Raw genomic sequence first — 17,237 nt, 5'->3', positions numbered from 1 at the left:
CGGCCTCGCCGGCCTACCGGCGCGCCGCCTTCACGTTGGCCGCGACCGGGCTCAGCCGCAGCCACGCCGGCAGGCCGCGGACGACCCACCGGGTCCCGGTCAGGCCGATGTCGCCGGCGCGGACGGCGTCGAGCAGCTCGATCTCGCCGAGCCACATGCGGTACAGGGTGGGCAGGTCGGCCGCGAGCACGGCGTCGATGTCGAAGCCCGGGTCGGTGTAGCAGACCGACGCGTCGCCGGGTTCGAGCACGAGCCAGTACTTGCGGCGGTGGTCGGCGATCTCGATCTGAATGACCGCGCGCTTGTCGATGTCGTCGGTGTCGACGCGGCCGTGCATCCACCACATCAGGACCTCGGGGTCGAGCTCCTCGGGCTGCGGATCACCGAACGCGTACCGGGCGCCCCAGTCGGCGAGGCCGAACACGAGCGGGCGCAGATCCGCGCCGGCTCGGGTGAGCGCGTAGCCGTCACCGGTTCGCTGGACCAGGCCGGCGTGCTGCAGCTGGCGCAGCCGCCGGGACAGCAGCGCGCGGGAGAGGCCGGGCAGGCCGCGGGAGAGCTCGTTGAACCGGGTGGCGCCGACGAGCATGTCCCGCACGATCAGCAGCGTCCACCGGTCGCCGAGGACCTCGACCGCCCGGACCACCGGGCAGTACTGGGCGTACGGCTTCATCGCGCCCTCCAGTTCAGTTTCTGTACTACTTCGCGGGCGCCGCGCTTCCTAGCGTCCTCCTCATGACAATCGCTCAAACCAGAACAACCAGTACGTTTCCAGTTCCGTCACGACCTGACGACGCTGCGTTCGTGGATCTCGCCGAACGAGTCGGCGCGGTCGCCGCCGAGCACGCGGCGGAGCACGATCGCGACGCGACGTTCGTCGCGGAGGCCTACGCCGCGATGCGCGAGAACGGCTACCTGGCGCTGACCGTGCCGAAGGAGCTGGGCGGTCTCGGCGCGACGATGCGCCAGGCTTGTTACGCGCAGGCCGAGCTCGCGCGGCACGACGGGGCGACCGGGCTGTCGGTCGCGATGCACACCTACCTGACGCTCATGCAGGGCTACCGCCGGCGCAAGGGCGCGCCGGACGCGGAGGCCGTGCTGCGCCGGATCGCGGCCGAGGGCATCGTGATCGCGACGAGCGGCGGCTCGGACTGGCTGTGGCCGACGACGACGGCGGTGCCGACCGACACGGGCTACCTGGTCAGCGGGCGCAAGACGTTCTGCAGCCAGTCGCCGGGCGCGACCGTCGTCGCGACGTGCGCGGTGCTGGGCGAGCCGGGGTCGGGCGCCGACGTCATGCACTTCAGCGTGCCGCTGGCCGCGCCGGGCGTCCGGATCGTGGAGACCTGGGACACGCTGGGCATGCGCGGCACCGCGAGTCACGACGTCGTGCTCGAGGACGTCGCGATCCCGGCGGACAAGATCTCCGGTCACCGCCCGTACGGCGAGCTCGGCGCACCGCTGCTGGCCGCGACCGTCCACTTCGCACCCATCGTCGGGGCGACGTACTTCGGCATCGCGGCGGGTGCGCGGGACGCCGCAGTCACGGCGGCGTCGGGCGGGTCGCGCGGTTCGGTGCCGACGGCCGAGCTGCCGCGGGTGCACCGTCAGGTGGGCTTGATGGACGCGAAGCTGCGCGGTGCGTGGTGGGCGCTGATGGGCGCGCTCGACGAGCTCGGCGAGGACTACACGGCGGCGCCGGAGGCGCTCGCGACCGTGATGGTGGCCAAGCGGCAAGCGGTCACCGAGGCGATCGAGGTCGTGAACCTGGCGATGGATGTGATGGGTGGCCGGTCGTTCTTCACTCGGTTCGGCATGGAACGGGCGTACCGCGACGTGCGGGCGGGGACGTTCCACCCGCTCACGCCGGAGGCGACGCTCACCTACGCCGGGAAGCTCGCGCTGGGCGACCCGGGCGTCAGCGAGTAGGCCGGTAGCGCAGGCGCAGCAGGATCGGTGGTACCAGCAGCATCAGCAACGCGAAGTAGCCGACGCCGGGGATGAACGCGAGTCCGAACGCGACGACGAGGCTGGCGGTGGTGAGGCCGGCGTTGACCACCTGCCGCTCGGTGAACCCGTCGCCGCGTAGCTCGGCGTCGCGTTGCACGAGGAGGGTGAGCGCGAGGAGGCAGCCGCTCGAGGCGAGCACGGTGCCGATGTAGAGCAGCGGCGTGAGCCGATCTTCGCCGAACCCGGCGATCATCGCGGTCGGGAACGGCAGCACGACGATCGTCAGGACCCACGCGAGGTGCCAGCGCATGAGCGCCGGGCGGTAGGCGGTGACGTGCTCGAAGATGCGATGGTGGGCGGCCCACAGCTGCGCGATGACCGCGAAGCTGAGCAGGAAGGTGTAGATCTCGCCCTGCAGGTCGCCGAGGAAGTCGATCGTGGACCGGTGTTCGTGGATGGCCTCGGGCACCGCCTCGGTCAGCGGCAGGACGAGCACGGTGATCGCGATGGCGACGGCGGCGTCGCCGAAGACGACCATGCGCTCCGGGGACTTGGTTCCGCTCACGTGGTGAGGGTAGAGGCGAAACCGCTCACGCCCGGCCCGGACGCGGGCCGGTACCCAGGTCTTTTCGCAAGCTCCCGGACAGCCGCGCGGACCTGGTGCCGGCTGTTTCCCCGCGGCCGGTGCCGCGGTCGACCTTCTCGAACAGGGCCGCCGCGCGACCGGCGGAGTCCAGCGCACGGCGGGCGGTGCTGATCAGGCCTAGGACGAGGATGCCCACGCCCAGCACGAGAACCAGCCACCACACGCCGCGCGCGGCGCTCGTGAACTCCGTGCCGCTGTGGGACACGATCGTTCCGGCGATCGCGACGCCCAGCGTCGTGCCGGTCTGCCGGCCCGTCGACGCCAGCGACGCGGCCACGCCGGCCATGGAGCGGGGCATGCCGGCGACCGCCGTGTTCGTGATCGGCGGGTTGAGCGTGCCCAGGAAGACGCCGAACAGCAGGTAGATCACGAGCACGGCCGGCAGCGGCGTCGCCGGTTCGAGCCAGAGCGACGCCACACCCCCCAGGACTAGCGCGACCCCGGACACCACCAGCGGCAGCCGCGGACCCCGCGTGCCGACGAGCCGGCCGGTCAGCGGCGAGAGCACCAGCACGACCACGCCCACGGGCAGCACGCACAACCCGGCCGTCAGCGCCGGCAGGCCCCGCACGTCCTGCAGGTACAGCGTGGTCACGAACAGGAACGCACCGAACGCGCACAATCCCCCGAGCGCCATCACGATCGCGCCGCTGAACGGCACGCTGCGGAACAGGCGCAGTTCCAGCAGCGGGTCGGCGCGGCGCGGTTCGTAGCCGAGGACGCCGAGCACGCCGAGCACCGCGAGGGCGAGCAGGCCGAGAATGACCGGCGAGGTCCAGCCCAGCCTGCTCGACTCGATGATCGCGTAGACGACGCAGCCCAGTACCAGGATCACGAGCGCCTGGCCGACCGGGTCGAACCGGCGGGCGCGGGCGGCGCGGGACTCGGGCACGAACAGCGCGGTGCACACGATCGCCGCGGCCACGATCGGCACGTTGACCCAGAAGACCGCGCGCCAGCCGAGCCCGTCGACCAGGACGCCGCCGAGGATCGGGCCCAGCGCCAGCGCCAGGCCGGACATCGAACCGAAAACGCCGATGGCCCGCGCCCGCTCGGCCGGGTCGGTGAACGTGTTGGCCACGATCGCCATCGCGACCGGGTTCAGCATCGTGCCGCCCACGGCCTGCACCGCACGCGCGGCGACCAGCCAGCCGATGCCGGGCGCCAGACCGCACAGCAGCGAGCCGAGCCCGAAGGCCGCCAACCCGATCTGGAAGACGCGCCGCCGCCCGACCCGGTCGGCGGTCGACCCGGCCAGCACCAGAAAGCCGGCCAGTACCAACGTGTACGCGTCGACCGTCCACTGCAGACCGGACACCGAGGCGTTCAGGTCGCGACGCATGGCCGGCAGCGCGACGTTGACGATGGAGATGTCCATCACCACGACGATGATGCTGGCGCAGCAGATCGCGAGCACCAGCATCCGCCGCTGCGGACTCAGCTCCGTCGGAGAACCCATGACACGAAGCTAGGATCTAGAGCGTGCTCGAAGTCAAGCCGAACGCCATCCCCGCCGCGGGCCTGAGTATCGGCGAGGCGGCGCGCCGCACCGGGGTCAGCGTGCACACGCTGCGCTACTACGAGCGAGCCGGCCTGGTCGTCACGACGGTCGACCGCACGGCGGGCGGCCGTCGCCGCTACCGCAAGCTGGACCTGGACTGGATCCTCGTCTGCACGCGGCTGCGCGCCACCGGCATGCCGATCAAGCTGATCCGCCGCTACGCCGAGCTGGTCCGCGCGGGTCAGGGCAACGAGGAGGAGCGGCTCGAGCTCATGGAGGCCCACCGCGCGGACGTGACCGCCAAGATCGCCGAACTGCAGGACTGCCTCAAGCTCATCGACCACAAGATCGACGTGTACCGCGGCCGGCTCGCCGCCGGCGACGCCGACCAGCTGTGGGCACCGAACGCGGGGTGAGGTCAGCCTTCCGGTCGGACGTGCTGTGCCGGGGCCGGCTCGCCGATCCGGTCCACCGTCCACTCGGTCACCTTGCGCGCGACCTGCTGGGCTGTGAGGCCGAGCCGGACCAGGACCTCCGCGCGGGTGCCCTGGCTGTGGAACTCCTGCGGGATCCCCAGGTCGCGCAGCGGCGTCTCCACGTCGGCATCGCGCAGCGCCGCGGCCAGCGCCCACCCGAAGCCGCCGTGCCGGCCGCCGTCCTCGACGGTCACCACCAGGCGGTGGACCGAGGCCAGCTCCACCAGCGCCGGGGGCACCGGGGTCACCCAGCGCGGGTCCACGACCGTGACGCCGATGCCCTGGTCCTCCAGCCGGTCCGCGGCCGCCAGGCCGAGCTCGGCGAACGCGCCCACGGTCACCAGCAGCACGTGTCCCTCGCCGGCCGGGCAGCGCAGGATGTCCACGGTGCCCTGGCGTTCCAGCGCCGGGATGTCCGCGCCCACCGACGCCTTCGGGAAGCGCAGCACCGTCGGGCCGTCCGAGATCGCGATCGCCTCGCCGAGCTCCTCCGACAGCGTGCCCGCGTCGCGCGGCGCGGCGATCCGGATGCCCGGCACCGCGCCGAACACCGAGAGGTCCCACATGCCGTGGTGCGACGCGCCGTCCGGCCCGGTGATCCCCGCGCGGTCGAGCACCACCGTGACCGGCAGGCGATGCAGCGCCACGTCCATGAGCATCTGGTCGAACGCCCGGTTGAGGAACGTCGAGTAGATCGCCACCACCGGGTGCAGGCCGGCCATCGCCAGCCCGGCCGCCGACGTCACCGCGTGCTGTTCCGCGATCCCCACGTCGAACCAGCGGTCCGGGTACGCCTCCGCGAACGGCGCCAGCCCGGCCGACCGCAGCATCGCCGCGGTGATCGCCACGACGTCCGGGCGGTGCTCGCCGATCCGCACCATCTCCTGCGCGAACACCGACGTCCACGTCGCGCCCTTGGCGGTCGTCGGCTTGCCGGTCACCGGGTCGATCGGGTCCGTCTGGTGCATCTGGTCGACTTCGTCGTTCTCCGCCAGCGGGAACCCGCGCCCCTTGCACGTCGCCGCGTGCACGATCACCGGGCCGCCGAACTCCTTCGCCCGGCGCAGCGCCGCCTCGAGCGCGCCCATGTCGTGCCCGTCGACCGGGCCGAAGTACTTCAGGCCCAGGTCCTCGAACATCATCTGCGGGCTCAGCGCGTCCTTGATCCCCCGCTTCGCCGCGTGCAGCGCCGCGTAGATCGGCCGCCCCACGACCGGCGTCCCCTGCAGCACCCGCTTGCCGCCCTCGAGCGCACGCTCGTAGCTCGGCAGCAGCCGCAGCGACGCGAGGTGGTCGGCCAGCCCGCCGATCGTCGGCGAGTACGAGCGGCCGTTGTCGTTGACCACGATGACCATCGGACGGTCGCGGCCGGCGGCGATATTGTTGAGGGCTTCCCAGCACATGCCGCCGGTCAGCGCGCCGTCGCCGACGATCGCGACCACGTGCCGGCGCTCACCACGCAGCTCGTACCCCTTGGCCAGCCCGTCCGCATAGGACAACGCCGCCGACGCGTGGCTGTTCTCGACCAGGTCGTGCTCGCTCTCGTGCTGGCTCGGGTAGCCGGACAGGCCGTCCTGCTGGCGCAGCGAGTCGAACTCGTCCCGGCGGCCGGTGAGGACCTTGTGGACGTACGCCTGGTGCCCGACGTCGAAGACGATCGCGTCCCTCGGGGAGTCGAACACCCGGTGGATGGCCATCGTCAGCTCGACCACGCCGAGGTTCGGGCCGAGGTGGCCACCGGTCGTTGTCACCTTGTCAACGAGGAACTCGCGGATCTCGGCTGCGAGCCGGGTCAGGTCCTCCGGGCTCAGCCGCTTCAGGTCGGCCGGTCCGTGCACGGACTCGAGCAGGCTCGCATGGTCGGTCACCGCTGGTCACCTCGGTTTCTGGCCGCCATCGCCGGCGGCTCGCAAGTCTGGGCCGGTTGCGGCCAGTCTACGAGCGCACGCGAGGAGTGCCTCGCCCCTACACTCAGGGCGTGCCTGTCGCATTCGACACCTCCGGAATGGAGCAGTACGACGAGCGCACGTGGTTCTGTCCACGGACCGGGGACCAGGTCAGCCTGACCTACATCGACCTGGTTCCGGACCTGCCGGCGCCGCTCGACGACCTGCCGCTCCTGCGCCACCGTCTGGCTCTCGAGACGGCGGAGATCGGTGCGCTCATCGAGGCACACGTCGTGACGATCGACTCCGTGCCGACGCTGTACCAGCTGCTGAAGCTGCCGATTCCGGACCAGGAGTCCGGGCAGGCGTTCATCGCGGCGTTCACCGTGGCGAAGGCGAACTGCTCGGCCGTCCTGCGCATCCAGTGCGCCGAGGGCTCGCCGACCGGTGTCCGGGAGTCCGCGGTGATCGGACAGGTCGGGCCCGGGGCGTTCGTCCGACCTCATCCCTACGCGCCGGCGCTCGAGGGCCGGCTGCCGTGGCACGTCGGCGACGAGGAGCGGTGGGACGGCCGGTTCCCCGACCACCCGCTGAGCAGGGCCCGGGCGTGGGCCAACCGCACGATGGCCACGGCGCGCATCGACCCGGCGTTCGCGCAGCTGCCGCCGTTCACGCTGGGCGGGCCCGGCCCGAACGACCACACCGACTACCACCAGGCGGTCGAGCGTCCGGCGCTCCCCCCGGCGGTGAACAACGGGCGCCGGGACCCGGACAGCGGCGCGCATGCCAAGCCGGATCGCGGCGAGTCCGCGCAGGTCAACGGCCGGTCGCGCCCGGACTCACCGCGCGCGCCGCGGCGGTCGAAGCTGGACTCGGCGTCGGCGTGGCAGGTGCCACCGCCGGACCCGGAGCCGTCGTCGGTGCCGTCATCACGGCCGTCGTCGGTGCCATCGTCGGGGCCGTCGTCGAGGCCGTCGTCGGAACCGGCCGCCGAGACGATCGGGGCGCGCGCCTCCCACCGCCGCCGGGCGGCGGAGGAGGAGAAGGCGAACTCGCAGAGCGCGACGCACCGGATGCCCAGCCCGGACGACCTGAAGGTGCCGCCGCTGGAGTCGCCCAAGGTGCGCTCCGAGCCGGCGGGCTCGCCGATGGATCGGCTCTTCGCACGCTCCGACCAGCTGAGCTCGCCGCGCGGCGGGGACTCCGCGGATGCGTTGGCACGACCTTCCGGTAGGACTTCCGGGCCGCTTCGCCGTCCGACCGGAGGCGGCGCCGACCAGCCCGGCCGGCACGGCGCGGAACCAGTCGGCCGCCACGGCAACGGCGCGGATCCCATGGGAGCGCCCGGCGCCGAGCCGGCCGGGCGGCGCGCCAACGGGTCCGACCCGACCGCACGCCCCGGCACTGACGTGCCCGGACGCCACGGCGACGGCGCCGCCATGGCACACCCCGGTGGCGACCAACTCGTTCGCCACGGCGCCGATCCCATGGGATGGCCGGGCGCCGAGCCGCTCGGAGGTCCCGGCAACGGGGCCGACCCGACCGCACGTCCCGCCGCCGACCAGCTCGGCCGCCACGGCAACGGCACCGATCCGATGGCACACTCCGGCGGCGACCAGGCCGGCCGCCATGGCAACAGCGCCGCCACGGCACACCCCGGCGGCGACCAATTCGGCCGCCACGGCACCGACCCCATGGGACGGCCGGGCGCCGAGCCGGTCGGCCGCCATGGCAACGGCACCGATCCGATGGCCGTGCCCGGCGCCGCCCCGGTCGGGCGGCCCGCCAACGGGTCGGACCCGCGGGCGCGGCCCGGCGGCTCGAACTCCGGTCCACTGGCCCGGCCGGGCGGTGATCCGCGTGGTCCCGTGGAGCGGCTGGCGCTGGGCCCGGCCTCCTTCGAGCGCACGCCCGGAACGTTCCCCGCCGGCGCGAACCGCATCGTCTCGCCCGACGGGTATCCGTCACCGGATGCCGCCCGGCGGGTGTTCCCCGCGGAGCCGGCGGGCTCGACGCCGGTGCCCCAAACCGGCGCGCCCAACGACCGCCGGGTCGTGCCGCGCGCCGATCCGCTGGCGACCACCGACGTGACCAACAGCAGCCGGCGCCCACCCGGCATCGACTCGCCGACGGTCGGTGCGTCGCCGTTCCCTGACCCGTCGGCCGCGTCGACGGACATCCGGCCGGGGTCGCTGCCCGCGGCGCCGATCTTCCCGCCCGCACCAGGCGCGACGGGGAACAACGCGACGGACTCGACCGACATCACGCCCGGCGCGCTGCCCCCGTTCTCGCGCTCCGCGCCTGACTCGGTCGCCCCTGCGTTCCCGGGTACGGGCCCGGAGCCGACGGGCGCCAGGCCGGGCTCAGCGCCGCCGACCAACCCGCAGCCGCCGCCCGCCACCGGCTCGCCCGAGGCCCTCGCGAACCCGGCCCGCTCCGGGTCGTTCCCCGCGCCAGACCTCCCCGGCTCCCGCATCTTCCCGCCCGACCCGATCGCGGCCGCGACCCGCGGGGCCGCGTCGCCCGACGCCACGGCGAACCGGTCCGGCACCTTCCCGAGCGCCTCCCCCGACTCGATGGCCAACCGTTCGGGCACGTTCGCGGCCGCATCACCCGACCCGACACGCTCCGGCGCCTTCCCCGGCAGCTCGCCCGACGCCCTTGCCAACTGGTCCGGGACGTTCGCCGCTGGGTCACCGGACCCGGCGCGCGGTGCATTCCCCGGCAGCTCGCCCGACGCCGCCAACGGGTCCTTCGCCGCGTCACCGGATCCGACACGCGGTCGTGCGTTCGCCGGCGGCTCGCCGAACGCCGCCAACCCATCCTTCGCGGCCGGATCACCCGACCCGAGCCGAAGCGCATTCCCCGGTGGCTCGCCGGATATCGCGGCCAACCGATCCGGCACCTTCGCCGCCGCATCACCCGACCCCACCCGCAGCGGATTACCCGGCGGCCCACCCGACATCGCCGCCAACCGATCCGGCACCTTCGCCGCCGCATCACCCGACCCCACCCGCAGCGGATTACCCGGCGGCCCACCCGACGCCGCCGCCTATCGGTCCGGTGCCTTCGCCGCGTCACCGGACGCGATGCGTGCTGGCGGATTCCCCGGTGCCTCGGCCGACGCGATGCGGTCCGGAGCATTCCCCGGCGGATCGCCCGGCCCGGCGGCCAACGGGCCCGGCGCGTTCCCCGGCGGCCCGCCCGACTCGGTGGCCAACCCGTCCGGCGCCTTTCCCGGGGTCTCGCCCGATGCGATGCGGTCCGGCGCCTTCCCCGGCGTCTCGCCCGACTCGATGGCCGATCGCGCCTTCCCCGGCGCGCCCGCCGGCGCCGCCAGTCGGTCCGGCACGTTTGCTCCGGCCTCGCCCGACGGGGGCGGGGCCGCGTTCGCGAATCCGAACCGTTCCGGCACGTTCGCGGCCGTCCCGCCCGACGCGTTTCCCGGCCACTCACCCGGCTCCGCGAGCGCGTTTCCCGCCGCTCCGAACGTTCCGATTCCGGCCCAATCGAACCCTGTCGGCCGATCGATGGCGTCAGGCACCGCCTATCCGTCGGGGCGGGGTGAGCCGATCGGCTCACCCCAGGCGGTTGGAATTTCGCCGGGAAGACCGCAGTCGCCCGCCAGTCCCGGTGACGTTATGCATACCGTCCTCATCGGACTGCCAATCGGCGGCTACGTGCCGTTGTGGCACAACGAGTCCGTCAGCTTCTGGCGGTTGACCGATCCGGCCGGACTGCGCAGCCGGCTCGGCACGGGCGTCGAGTCGCGTACCGAGATCGACAACAAGCGGTTTCGTGAGGCCGCGTTGTTCGCGCCGGACACGAACAAGCTGTTCCTGCTGGACCGGCACCGCAACGGCCAGGGAAATCTCGGTGGCGCGAGCACGCAGCTGATCCCCGCGTCCGAGGACGAGGCGTACCGCGCGGCGGACGACAAGGCGATGTCCGAGCTGTACAGCTGGATCGGCGACGTGGTCGTCGCGGCCGGACAGCGTGGCGAGTTCGTGGCGATCGAGACCGGCGGCTGGCACGTCCCGGTGACGCCCGTCGTACTGATCATGCTGCGGACGGACGGTCGCGAGTGGCACTCCGTTGTGGAGACGTCACCGGTGCCGCACGGGGCGCCGGTGTGGCGTGACCAACAACCTGTTGACGGCGACACACAGTTACTGGCGTCGCCGGCCACGGACCGGACGATGCGCGCGGCCGGGCTTCTGACCAGGTTCGCTGTCGCGACGTGGCCGATGCATCCGTTCCAGCTCGGACTGTCGTTCGGTCCAAACCCAACGCTGGGTGATGGACCGACCCGGTAAGGTTCTGCCCACCAAAGGGGATACCAGAGGTGGGGATTAGTGACCGAGCCGCAGCCTGTGATGGACCAGGCGGAACAAGATCAGCTGACCCGGCAGGTGGGTCGCGCCTTGCTGGCTGTGGCGGGGCAGGGCTGGCGGCACGTGCGCGCCGAGTACCGGTCGGCGGGTCGGCACATCGAGGTGGACGTCTACGTCACGGGCCCGGACGGCGTGACGCGGACGGTGCGGCCGCCGATGGAGGTCGTCGACGGGCTCGGCAAGCTGCGGCAGGGGATGTACCGGCCGGGTCGGGGGACGTGGCTGTCGGCGCTGTACCAGCTGGACCCGCCGAGCAGCTTCAACGCGGAGTTCGAGCCGGACGTGGAGCCGCGGTGGCGCCGGGTGCCGCCACCGATCGGCTTCGCGGACGAGCTGCGGTTCTTTCCACGGTCGGAGGAGCACATCCCGGACTGGTTGCGGCGGCGGGCCGCCGGGGAGGCTCCGGGCGGTGGTCAGCCCGGGACGGGCCAGTCCGGTGTCGACGCGCCGGGCCGGCCGGGGCCGCCGGGTGCGGAGGGATCAGCTGGTCAGTCCGGGCCGGGGCAACCGGGCGGCCAGGCTGGTGGACCCGGGCAGCCGGGTGGTGGCCCCGCGCAGCCGGGTGGTGGCCCCGCGCAACCGGGCGGGGGTCAGCCCGGCGGGCCGGCCGGTGGTGATCAGCCCGGCGGATACGGTCAGGTGCCGGGGCAACCGGGCGGCAGACAGACGGGCGAGCCGAGTGCCGCCCAGCCCGGTATGCCCGGCGGAGTTCCGCAGCCCGGTCCCCACATTCCGCCGCAGTCTCCCTATCCCGGCCCACCGCCGCGGCCGGGTTTCCCGCCGCCGCCTCAGCAGCCAGGAATGCCGCCCAACGGCGGATCGATGTCTTTCCAGCACCACCGCGGCTCCGGATATCCGGGTCAGCCTGCCTGGTAACCCGCCCTCGCGGCCGGCGAACGGCGCACTCCGGCCCCCGATTCCAGCCTGATGACGAGCACCGGCAATCGGTTGCCACCACTGCGTGGTTGTCCACAGTGACCATTCCCGACCAATTCCGACCATTTCCTACGTGGTTTTGCCCAGTAGGGCAATGCATTCCATGTGGTGGGTCATCGGGAAGGCGTCGAACGCTCGCAGGTTCTTCAGCTCGTAGCCTTGTGTGGCGAAGGTGGCCACGTCGCGGGCGAGGGCGGCCGGGTCGCAGGCCACGTAGATGACTCGCTCGGGGGCGCGGGCGGCTATTGCTTCCACTACCTTGCGGCCCGCACCGGTGCGGGGTGGGTCCAGGACCACGATCGCCGGGGCTCGGCCTATGCCGGCCGCGAGGACTGCTTCCACTCTGCCTTCGAAGATTCGTACCTGCGGGAGGTCGGAGAGATTGTCGGCGGCGGCTCGGGCCGCGGCCGGAGTCGACTCCACCGCTATAACTTCGCCCGCCGTGCCTACCGCTGTTGCCAGGACTGAGGCGAACAGGCCGACCCCGCAGTACAGGTCCCACGCGGCATTGCCGGGAGACAGACCTGCCCACGCCGCCACGACTTCCGCGTAGACGTCCGCCGCGTCGGGGTGGGCTTGCCAGAACGCCTCCGCCGGGACCTGCCAGGTGCGGCGGGCCGCCGATTCCTCCGCTGCCGACGGGCCTATGTGGGTCGTCGCCGTGGCGTCCACCGCCACCGTCACCGAGGAGTTCGGTGGCCAGGTTTGGCCTACCACCTGGTCGACCGTTCCCGGCGCCGAAATCGGGCATCCGTCGATCGGAATCACCCGGTGGCTCCGGTGCGCTCGAAAACCCGGACGGCCGGACGCATCCGTTGTCAGGCGGGCTCTCGTGCGCCAGCCCAGTGGACCGCCGGGCAACTCCTCCACCGCCACCGACACCGACAGACCGGCCAGGCGCGACAGCTGTTCCGACAGGACCGTCGCCTTCAGGGAACGCTGCAGCGCCGGTGTCGCGTGTTGGAAGTCGCAGCCGCCGCAGCCGCCGGGAACGGCTACCGGGCACGGCGGGGTCACGCGGTCCGGTGACGGGGACAGGATCTGGACCGCGTCGGCCCGGCAGTAGGAGCCGCCTCTGTCCTCCGTTACCTCGACTACCACTTCCTCGCCGGGGAGCGTGTGGCGGACGAACACCACGCGGCCCTCGTGCCTCGCGACGCAATGGCCGCCGTGGGCGACCGGGCCGACCGTGGCCTGGAAGCGGCGACCGAGCCACGAGCTCACCGTTTGTCCTTTCCGGACAGTCCACGGCGGACGGCGCCCGGGGCCACCTCGTAGCGGTCGCGCACGCGCTCCGACGAGGCCAGCTGCCACGGCACCGACGTCACCATCACGCCCGGCTGGAACAGCAGGCGGCCTTTCAGCCGCAACGCACTCTGGTTGTGCAGGAACTGTTCCCACCAGCGGCCCACGACGTACTCGGGAATGTAGACGGTGACCACGTCGCGCGGGTTGTCCGTGCGGACGCGCTTCACGTAGTCGAGCACCGGCTTCGTGATCTCCCGGTACGGCGACTCGACCACCTTCAGGGGGACCGAGAAGTCTTCCTTCTCCCACGACGCCACCAGCGCGCGCGTGTCCGCCTCGTCGACGTTGACCGTGACCGCCTCGAGCACGTCCGGGCGGGTCGCCCGGGCGTACGCCAGCGCGCGGCGCGTCGGCAGGTGCAGCTTCGACACCAGCACGATGGCGTGGTTGCGGGACGGCAGCGTGGCCGACGACTTGTTCAGCTCCACCTCGCGCAGCTCCGCCGCCACCCGGTCGTAGTGCCGGCGGATCGCGGTCATCAGCGCGTAGATGGCCGCCATCGCCGCGATCGCGATCCAGGCACCGTGCGTGAACTTCGTGATCAGGACGATCACCAGGACCGTGGCCGTCATGAACAGGCCCACCGCGTTGACCGCCCGGGACCGCCTCATCCGGCGTGCCTCGGCAGCCGTCGGGTCTGCCCGCAACAGCCGGTTCCAGTGGCGGATCATGCCGCTCTGGCTCAGCACGAACGACACGAACACGCCCACGATGTACAGCTGGATCAGCCGCGTCACCTCGGCGTCGAACGCGATCACCAGGACGATCGCGAACAACGCCAGGCCGATGATGCCGTTCGAGAACGCCAGCCGGTCACCGCGGGTGTGCAGCTGCCGCGGCAGGTACCGGTCCTGCGCCAGGATCGAGCCCAGCACCGGGAAACCGTTGAACGCCGTGTTGGCCGCCAGCACCAGGATCAGGCCGGTGAAGAAGATGACGTACCACACCGCCGGGTCGAAGTTGCCGAACACCGCGTCCGCCAGCTGCGCCACCAACGTCTTCTGCTCGTAGCCGGCCGGCGCGTTGATCAGCTGCGTGGCCGGGTCCTCCGCGATCTTCGCGCGCGACAGCGACGCCAGCAGGATCAGCCCCAGGAACATCACGACCGCGATCGAACCCATCAGCAGCAGCGTCGTCGCCGCGTTGCGGGACTTCGGCTTGCGGAACGCGGGCACGCCGTTAGAGATCGCCTCGACACCGGTAAGCGCCGCACTACCGGACGAGAACGCGCGCAGTACCAGGAAAACCAGCGCGAACCCGGTGAGGTGGTCGCCTTCCTCCAGCAGCTTGAAGTCCGCGCTCTCCGCGGAGATGGTGTCGCCGAGCAGGAACGCGCGCGTCAAGCCCCAGATGACCATGGCCAGGATGCCGGCCACGAACGCGTACGTCGGGACCGCGAACGCCACGCCCGCCTCGCGCACGCCGCGCAGGTTCATCGCGGTCAGCACCACGATCGCGCCGACCGCGAACTCCGTCTTGTGCGTCGCGACGAAGGGCACGACCGACCCGATGTTCGCCGCCGCCGAGGAGATCGACACCGACACCGTCAGCACGTAGTCGACGAGCAGCGCGCTCGCGACCACGAGGCCCCATCTCTGGCCGTGGTTGACCGTCGCGACCTCGTAGTCACCGCCGCCGGACGGATAGGCGTGCACGTTCTGCCGGTACGACGCCACCACCGCGATCATGAGGACGGCCACGATCAGCGCGATCCACGGGCTGTAGACGTACGCCCCGACGCCGGCCACCGACAGCGTCAGCAGGATCTCCTCGGGCGCGTACGCGACGCTGGACATGGCGTCGGACGCGAACACCGGCAGGGCGATGCGCTTCGGAAGCAAGGTGTGGCTGAGCCGGTCGGTCCGAAAGGGCCGGCCGACCAGCAGGCGCTTCGCCACGGATGCGAGCTTGGGCACGAGTGAAGAGGGTATGCGGTCGCGTCACCGGTTCGGAGTAGCCACCGGTAGGTTCATCCTGACACCACCCTAACTCGGTGGAAGCGCTATCGGAGGAGGCCTGGTCGTGCACGTGGTGATCATGGGCTGCGGCCGCGTGGGGTCGTCGCTCTCCGCCGCGGTGGAGCGCCTCGGCCACACGGTCGCCGTGATCGACAAGGATCCGCAGGCCTTCCGCCGGCTCAGCACCGACTTCCACGGCCAGCAGGTCGTCGGCGTCGGTTTCGACAAGAAAGTCCTGATCGAGGCCGGTGTCGAGCGCGCGGGCGCCTTCGCGGCCGTGTCCAGCGGCGACAACTCCAACATCATCTCCGCACGGGTGGCCCGCGAGACGTTCGGCGTGGACCACGTCGTCGCGCGGATCTACGACGCCAAGCGCGCCGAGGTCTACGAACGGCTCGGCATCCCGACCGTCGCGACCGTCTCCTGGACGACCGACCGGCTCATGCGCACGCTGCTGCCCGACGGCGTCGCGTCCGCGTGGCGCGACCCCACCGGCAAGGTCGCGATCGTGCAGCTGCCCGTCCACGAGGGCTGGGTCGGCCACACGGTCGCCGAGCTCGAGCAGGCGATCAGCGCACGCGTCGCGTTCATCATGCGGTTCGGCACCGGCGTGCTGCCCAACCTCAAGACCGTCGTGCAGGCCGACGACCAGGTGTACGTCTCCGCCCTCTCGGGGACGATCAGCGACGTCAGCAACGCCGCCGGCCAACCGCCCGAGGAGGCCTCCTAGATGCGCGTCGCGATCGCCGGGGCCGGCGCCGTGGGCCGCTCCATCGCCGCCGAGCTCATCGCCGGCGACCACCAGGTGATGCTCATCGAGCGGCTGCAGAGCCAGTTCGAGCCGCACACCGTCGAGCAGGCCGAGTGGGTCCTGGCCGACGCCTGTGAGCTCTCCTCGCTCGAGGACGCCGGCATGCAGCTCTGCGACGTCGTCATCGCCGCCACCGGCGACGACAAGGTCAACCTCGTCGTCTCGCTGCTCGCCAAGACGGTCTTCGCCGTGCGCCGCGTCGTCGCGCGGGTCAACGACCCAGCCAACGAGTGGCTGTTCACCGAGGCCTGGGGTGTCGACGTCGCGGTGTCCACGCCGCGCATGCTCGCCGCGATGGTCGAGGAGGCCGTCTCGGTCGGCGACCTCGTGCGGCTCCTCACGCTGCGGCAGGGTCAGGCGAACCTCGTCGAGCTCACGCTGCCCGACGACACCCCGCTCGCCGGACGAGCGGTGCGCGATGTCGTGCTGCCCAAGGACGCCGCGCTGGTCACGATCCTGCGCGGCGGGCGCGTGATCGTGCCGCAGCCCGACGACCCGCTCGAGGCCGGCGACGAGTTGCTGTTCGTGGCCTCGGCGGACGTCGAAGGTGAGATCAGGAAGGCGCTCGGCTACTGACCCAGGCGACCAGGCCCGTCAGTGCCACCCGGTCGAGCAGGAGCATCGGGCCGTCCGCGTTCTTGGAGTCGCGAACGGCCCCTGCCGCCTCCGGCCAGGCCAGCTCTACACAGTCGTTGGGGTCACTCCAAGAACTCTTCCTCCAGCTCAAAGATTGCGGCTGGGCGGTGCGCATGGCGTTCCTCTCCCAGCTTGCTTGCCACGTCGGCAAGCCAGCTGCGGGACCGGTCCTTATCCAGCGCAACCTTACCTAGCTCGATGATCTCCTTGCGGTACGCGGCGATGGTGTCGTCCCGCTCGAGGAACAACACGGACGTCTGGTTCTCGAGGTGGACAACGGGCTTGATCTCGGTGAACTCCATGAGCTTGAAGGGCTTGTGGCCCGCGTGAAAACCGACAGCGTCTGGGACCACTCGGATCTCGATGTACGGGCGCACCGACATCCGAAGCAGGTGGTGCACCTGATCGGACATGATCTGCTTGCCTGGACCCGTCCGCGTGATCACGTATTCGTCGATGAAGAACCGGAACCTCGCGGGGAACTGCCTGTCAAAGATCAACTGGCGCCTACTACGGGCGAGCACCCGCGCTTCTAGTTCCGACTCGGGAATCGACGGCGTTGTGGAGATCAGTGCCCTCGCATATTCGGGCGTCTGCAGCAGACCAGGCACGACCGCGTTCTCGAAGTTGGTGATCGCGAGAGCCGAGTCCTCGTGGTCGCTTAACGTCCGAAGCTCGGGTGGGAGCCGGTCGCCGAAGTCCTGCCACCAGCCGCGCTCGGTGGCGTGCCGCGCC

At 71.7% G+C, this 17,237-nt stretch carries 14 protein-coding genes; 6 read left to right on the top strand and 8 right to left on the bottom strand.

The features are described from left to right. Positions 1–13: 13 nt before the first annotated feature. Positions 14–673 (bottom strand): winged helix-turn-helix transcriptional regulator, encoded by a 660-nt coding sequence (locus VH969_RS18185; RefSeq protein WP_331975692.1) that lies wholly within the window; start codon positions 671–673, stop codon positions 14–16. 131 nt (positions 674–804) lie between these two features. On the opposite strand from VH969_RS18185, the gene VH969_RS18180 reads away from it, so the two are divergent. Further along, complete coding sequence (locus tag VH969_RS18180; RefSeq protein ID WP_331975690.1) at positions 805–1,929, top strand: acyl-CoA dehydrogenase family protein; 1,125 nt, start codon at positions 805–807, stop codon at positions 1,927–1,929. Here the strand turns inward: VH969_RS18180 and VH969_RS18175 are convergent. Together VH969_RS18175 and VH969_RS18170 are read right to left on the bottom strand one after the other, a co-directional pair. Then, entirely contained in the window at positions 1,919–2,515 is a 597-nt protein-coding gene (locus tag VH969_RS18175) for a TMEM175 family protein (protein WP_331975688.1), read from the bottom strand. The two genes, VH969_RS18180 and VH969_RS18175, sit on opposite strands and share 11 nt — an antisense overlap. Before the next feature lie 25 nt (positions 2,516–2,540). Continuing rightward, entirely contained in the window at positions 2,541–4,055 is a 1,515-nt protein-coding gene (locus VH969_RS18170) for an MFS transporter (RefSeq protein WP_331975686.1), read from the bottom strand. A 23-nt stretch (positions 4,056–4,078) separates the two neighbouring features. Here VH969_RS18170 and VH969_RS18165 point away from each other — a divergent pair, with 23 nt between their 5' ends. After that, on the top strand, positions 4,079–4,513 hold the full coding sequence (locus tag VH969_RS18165; protein ID WP_331975684.1) for a MerR family transcriptional regulator: 435 nt from the start codon (positions 4,079–4,081) through the stop codon (positions 4,511–4,513). A gap of 2 nt (positions 4,514–4,515) precedes the next feature. Here the strand turns inward: VH969_RS18165 and dxs are convergent, their stop codons facing one another. Then, positions 4,516–6,441: a 1-deoxy-D-xylulose-5-phosphate synthase gene (gene dxs, locus VH969_RS18160; RefSeq protein WP_331975682.1), complete on the bottom strand. Its 1,926-nt coding sequence runs from the start codon at positions 6,439–6,441 to the stop codon at positions 4,516–4,518. Between the two features lie 110 nt (positions 6,442–6,551). Here dxs and VH969_RS18155 point away from each other — a divergent pair, with 110 nt between their 5' ends. Both VH969_RS18155 and VH969_RS18150 read left to right on the top strand, forming a co-directional pair. Beyond that, the gene (locus tag VH969_RS18155) at positions 6,552–10,775 is read left to right on the top strand and encodes a hypothetical protein (protein ID WP_331975680.1); all 4,224 of its coding nucleotides are present in this window, start codon (positions 6,552–6,554) and stop codon (positions 10,773–10,775) included. Between the two features lie 39 nt (positions 10,776–10,814). Then, a complete protein-coding gene (locus VH969_RS18150; protein WP_331975678.1) occupies positions 10,815–11,729 on the top strand; it encodes a hypothetical protein in 915 nt (304 codons plus the stop codon). 129 nt (positions 11,730–11,858) lie between these two features. On the opposite strand, the gene VH969_RS18145 is transcribed toward VH969_RS18150, so the two are convergent. Both VH969_RS18145 and VH969_RS18140 read right to left on the bottom strand, forming a co-directional pair. Then, a complete protein-coding gene (locus VH969_RS18145) occupies positions 11,859–13,013 on the bottom strand; it encodes a class I SAM-dependent RNA methyltransferase (protein ID WP_331975676.1) in 1,155 nt (384 codons plus the stop codon). Further along, positions 13,010–15,013, bottom strand: a complete 2,004-nt coding sequence (locus tag VH969_RS18140; RefSeq protein ID WP_331975674.1) for an APC family permease — start codon at positions 15,011–15,013, stop codon at positions 13,010–13,012. Before VH969_RS18140 ends, VH969_RS18145 begins: the two co-directional genes overlap by 4 nt. 106 nt (positions 15,014–15,119) lie before the next feature. On the opposite strand from VH969_RS18140, the gene VH969_RS18135 reads away from it, so the two are divergent. Both VH969_RS18135 and VH969_RS18130 read left to right on the top strand, forming a co-directional pair. After that, entirely contained in the window at positions 15,120–15,785 is a 666-nt protein-coding gene (locus tag VH969_RS18135) for a potassium channel family protein (protein ID WP_331975672.1), read from the top strand. Further along, positions 15,786–16,442: a potassium channel family protein gene (locus VH969_RS18130; protein ID WP_331975670.1), complete on the top strand. Its 657-nt coding sequence runs from the start codon at positions 15,786–15,788 to the stop codon at positions 16,440–16,442. Here the strand turns inward: VH969_RS18130 and VH969_RS18125 are convergent. Together VH969_RS18125 and VH969_RS18120 are read right to left on the bottom strand one after the other, a co-directional pair. Beyond that, positions 16,420–16,617 carry a DUF397 domain-containing protein gene (locus tag VH969_RS18125; RefSeq protein WP_331975668.1) on the bottom strand — a complete coding sequence of 66 codons (198 nt, stop codon included), beginning with the start codon at positions 16,615–16,617 and terminating at the stop codon, positions 16,420–16,422. The two genes, VH969_RS18130 and VH969_RS18125, sit on opposite strands and share 23 nt — an antisense overlap. Then, positions 16,565–17,237, bottom strand: a 673-nt coding sequence (locus VH969_RS18120) for a DUF5753 domain-containing protein (RefSeq protein WP_331975666.1), incomplete at its 5' end; no start/stop codon positions are given. The genes VH969_RS18125 and VH969_RS18120, both read right to left, overlap by 53 nt.

The organism is Actinophytocola sp., assembly GCF_036555685.1.
Taxonomy (GTDB): Bacteria; Actinomycetota; Actinomycetes; order Mycobacteriales; family Pseudonocardiaceae; genus Actinophytocola.
The sequence above is the reverse complement of the archived record's forward strand: the minus strand, read 5'-3'. Positions and strand labels throughout refer to the sequence as shown.

Excerpts from the sequence above, each read along its gene's own strand:
- VH969_RS18125 (WP_331975668.1), bottom strand. The coding sequence starts at position 16,617 with ATGCGCACCGCCCAGCCGCAATCTTTGAGCTGGAGGAAGAGTTCTTGG.
- VH969_RS18185 (WP_331975692.1), bottom strand. The coding sequence starts at position 673 with ATGAAGCCGTACGCCCAGTACTGCCCGGTGGTCCGGGCGGTCGAGGTC.
- VH969_RS18170 (WP_331975686.1), bottom strand. The coding sequence starts at position 4,055 with ATGGGTTCTCCGACGGAGCTGAGTCCGCAGCGGCGGATGCTGGTGCTC.
- VH969_RS18130 (WP_331975670.1), top strand. The coding sequence starts at position 15,786 with ATGCGCGTCGCGATCGCCGGGGCCGGCGCCGTGGGCCGCTCCATCGCC.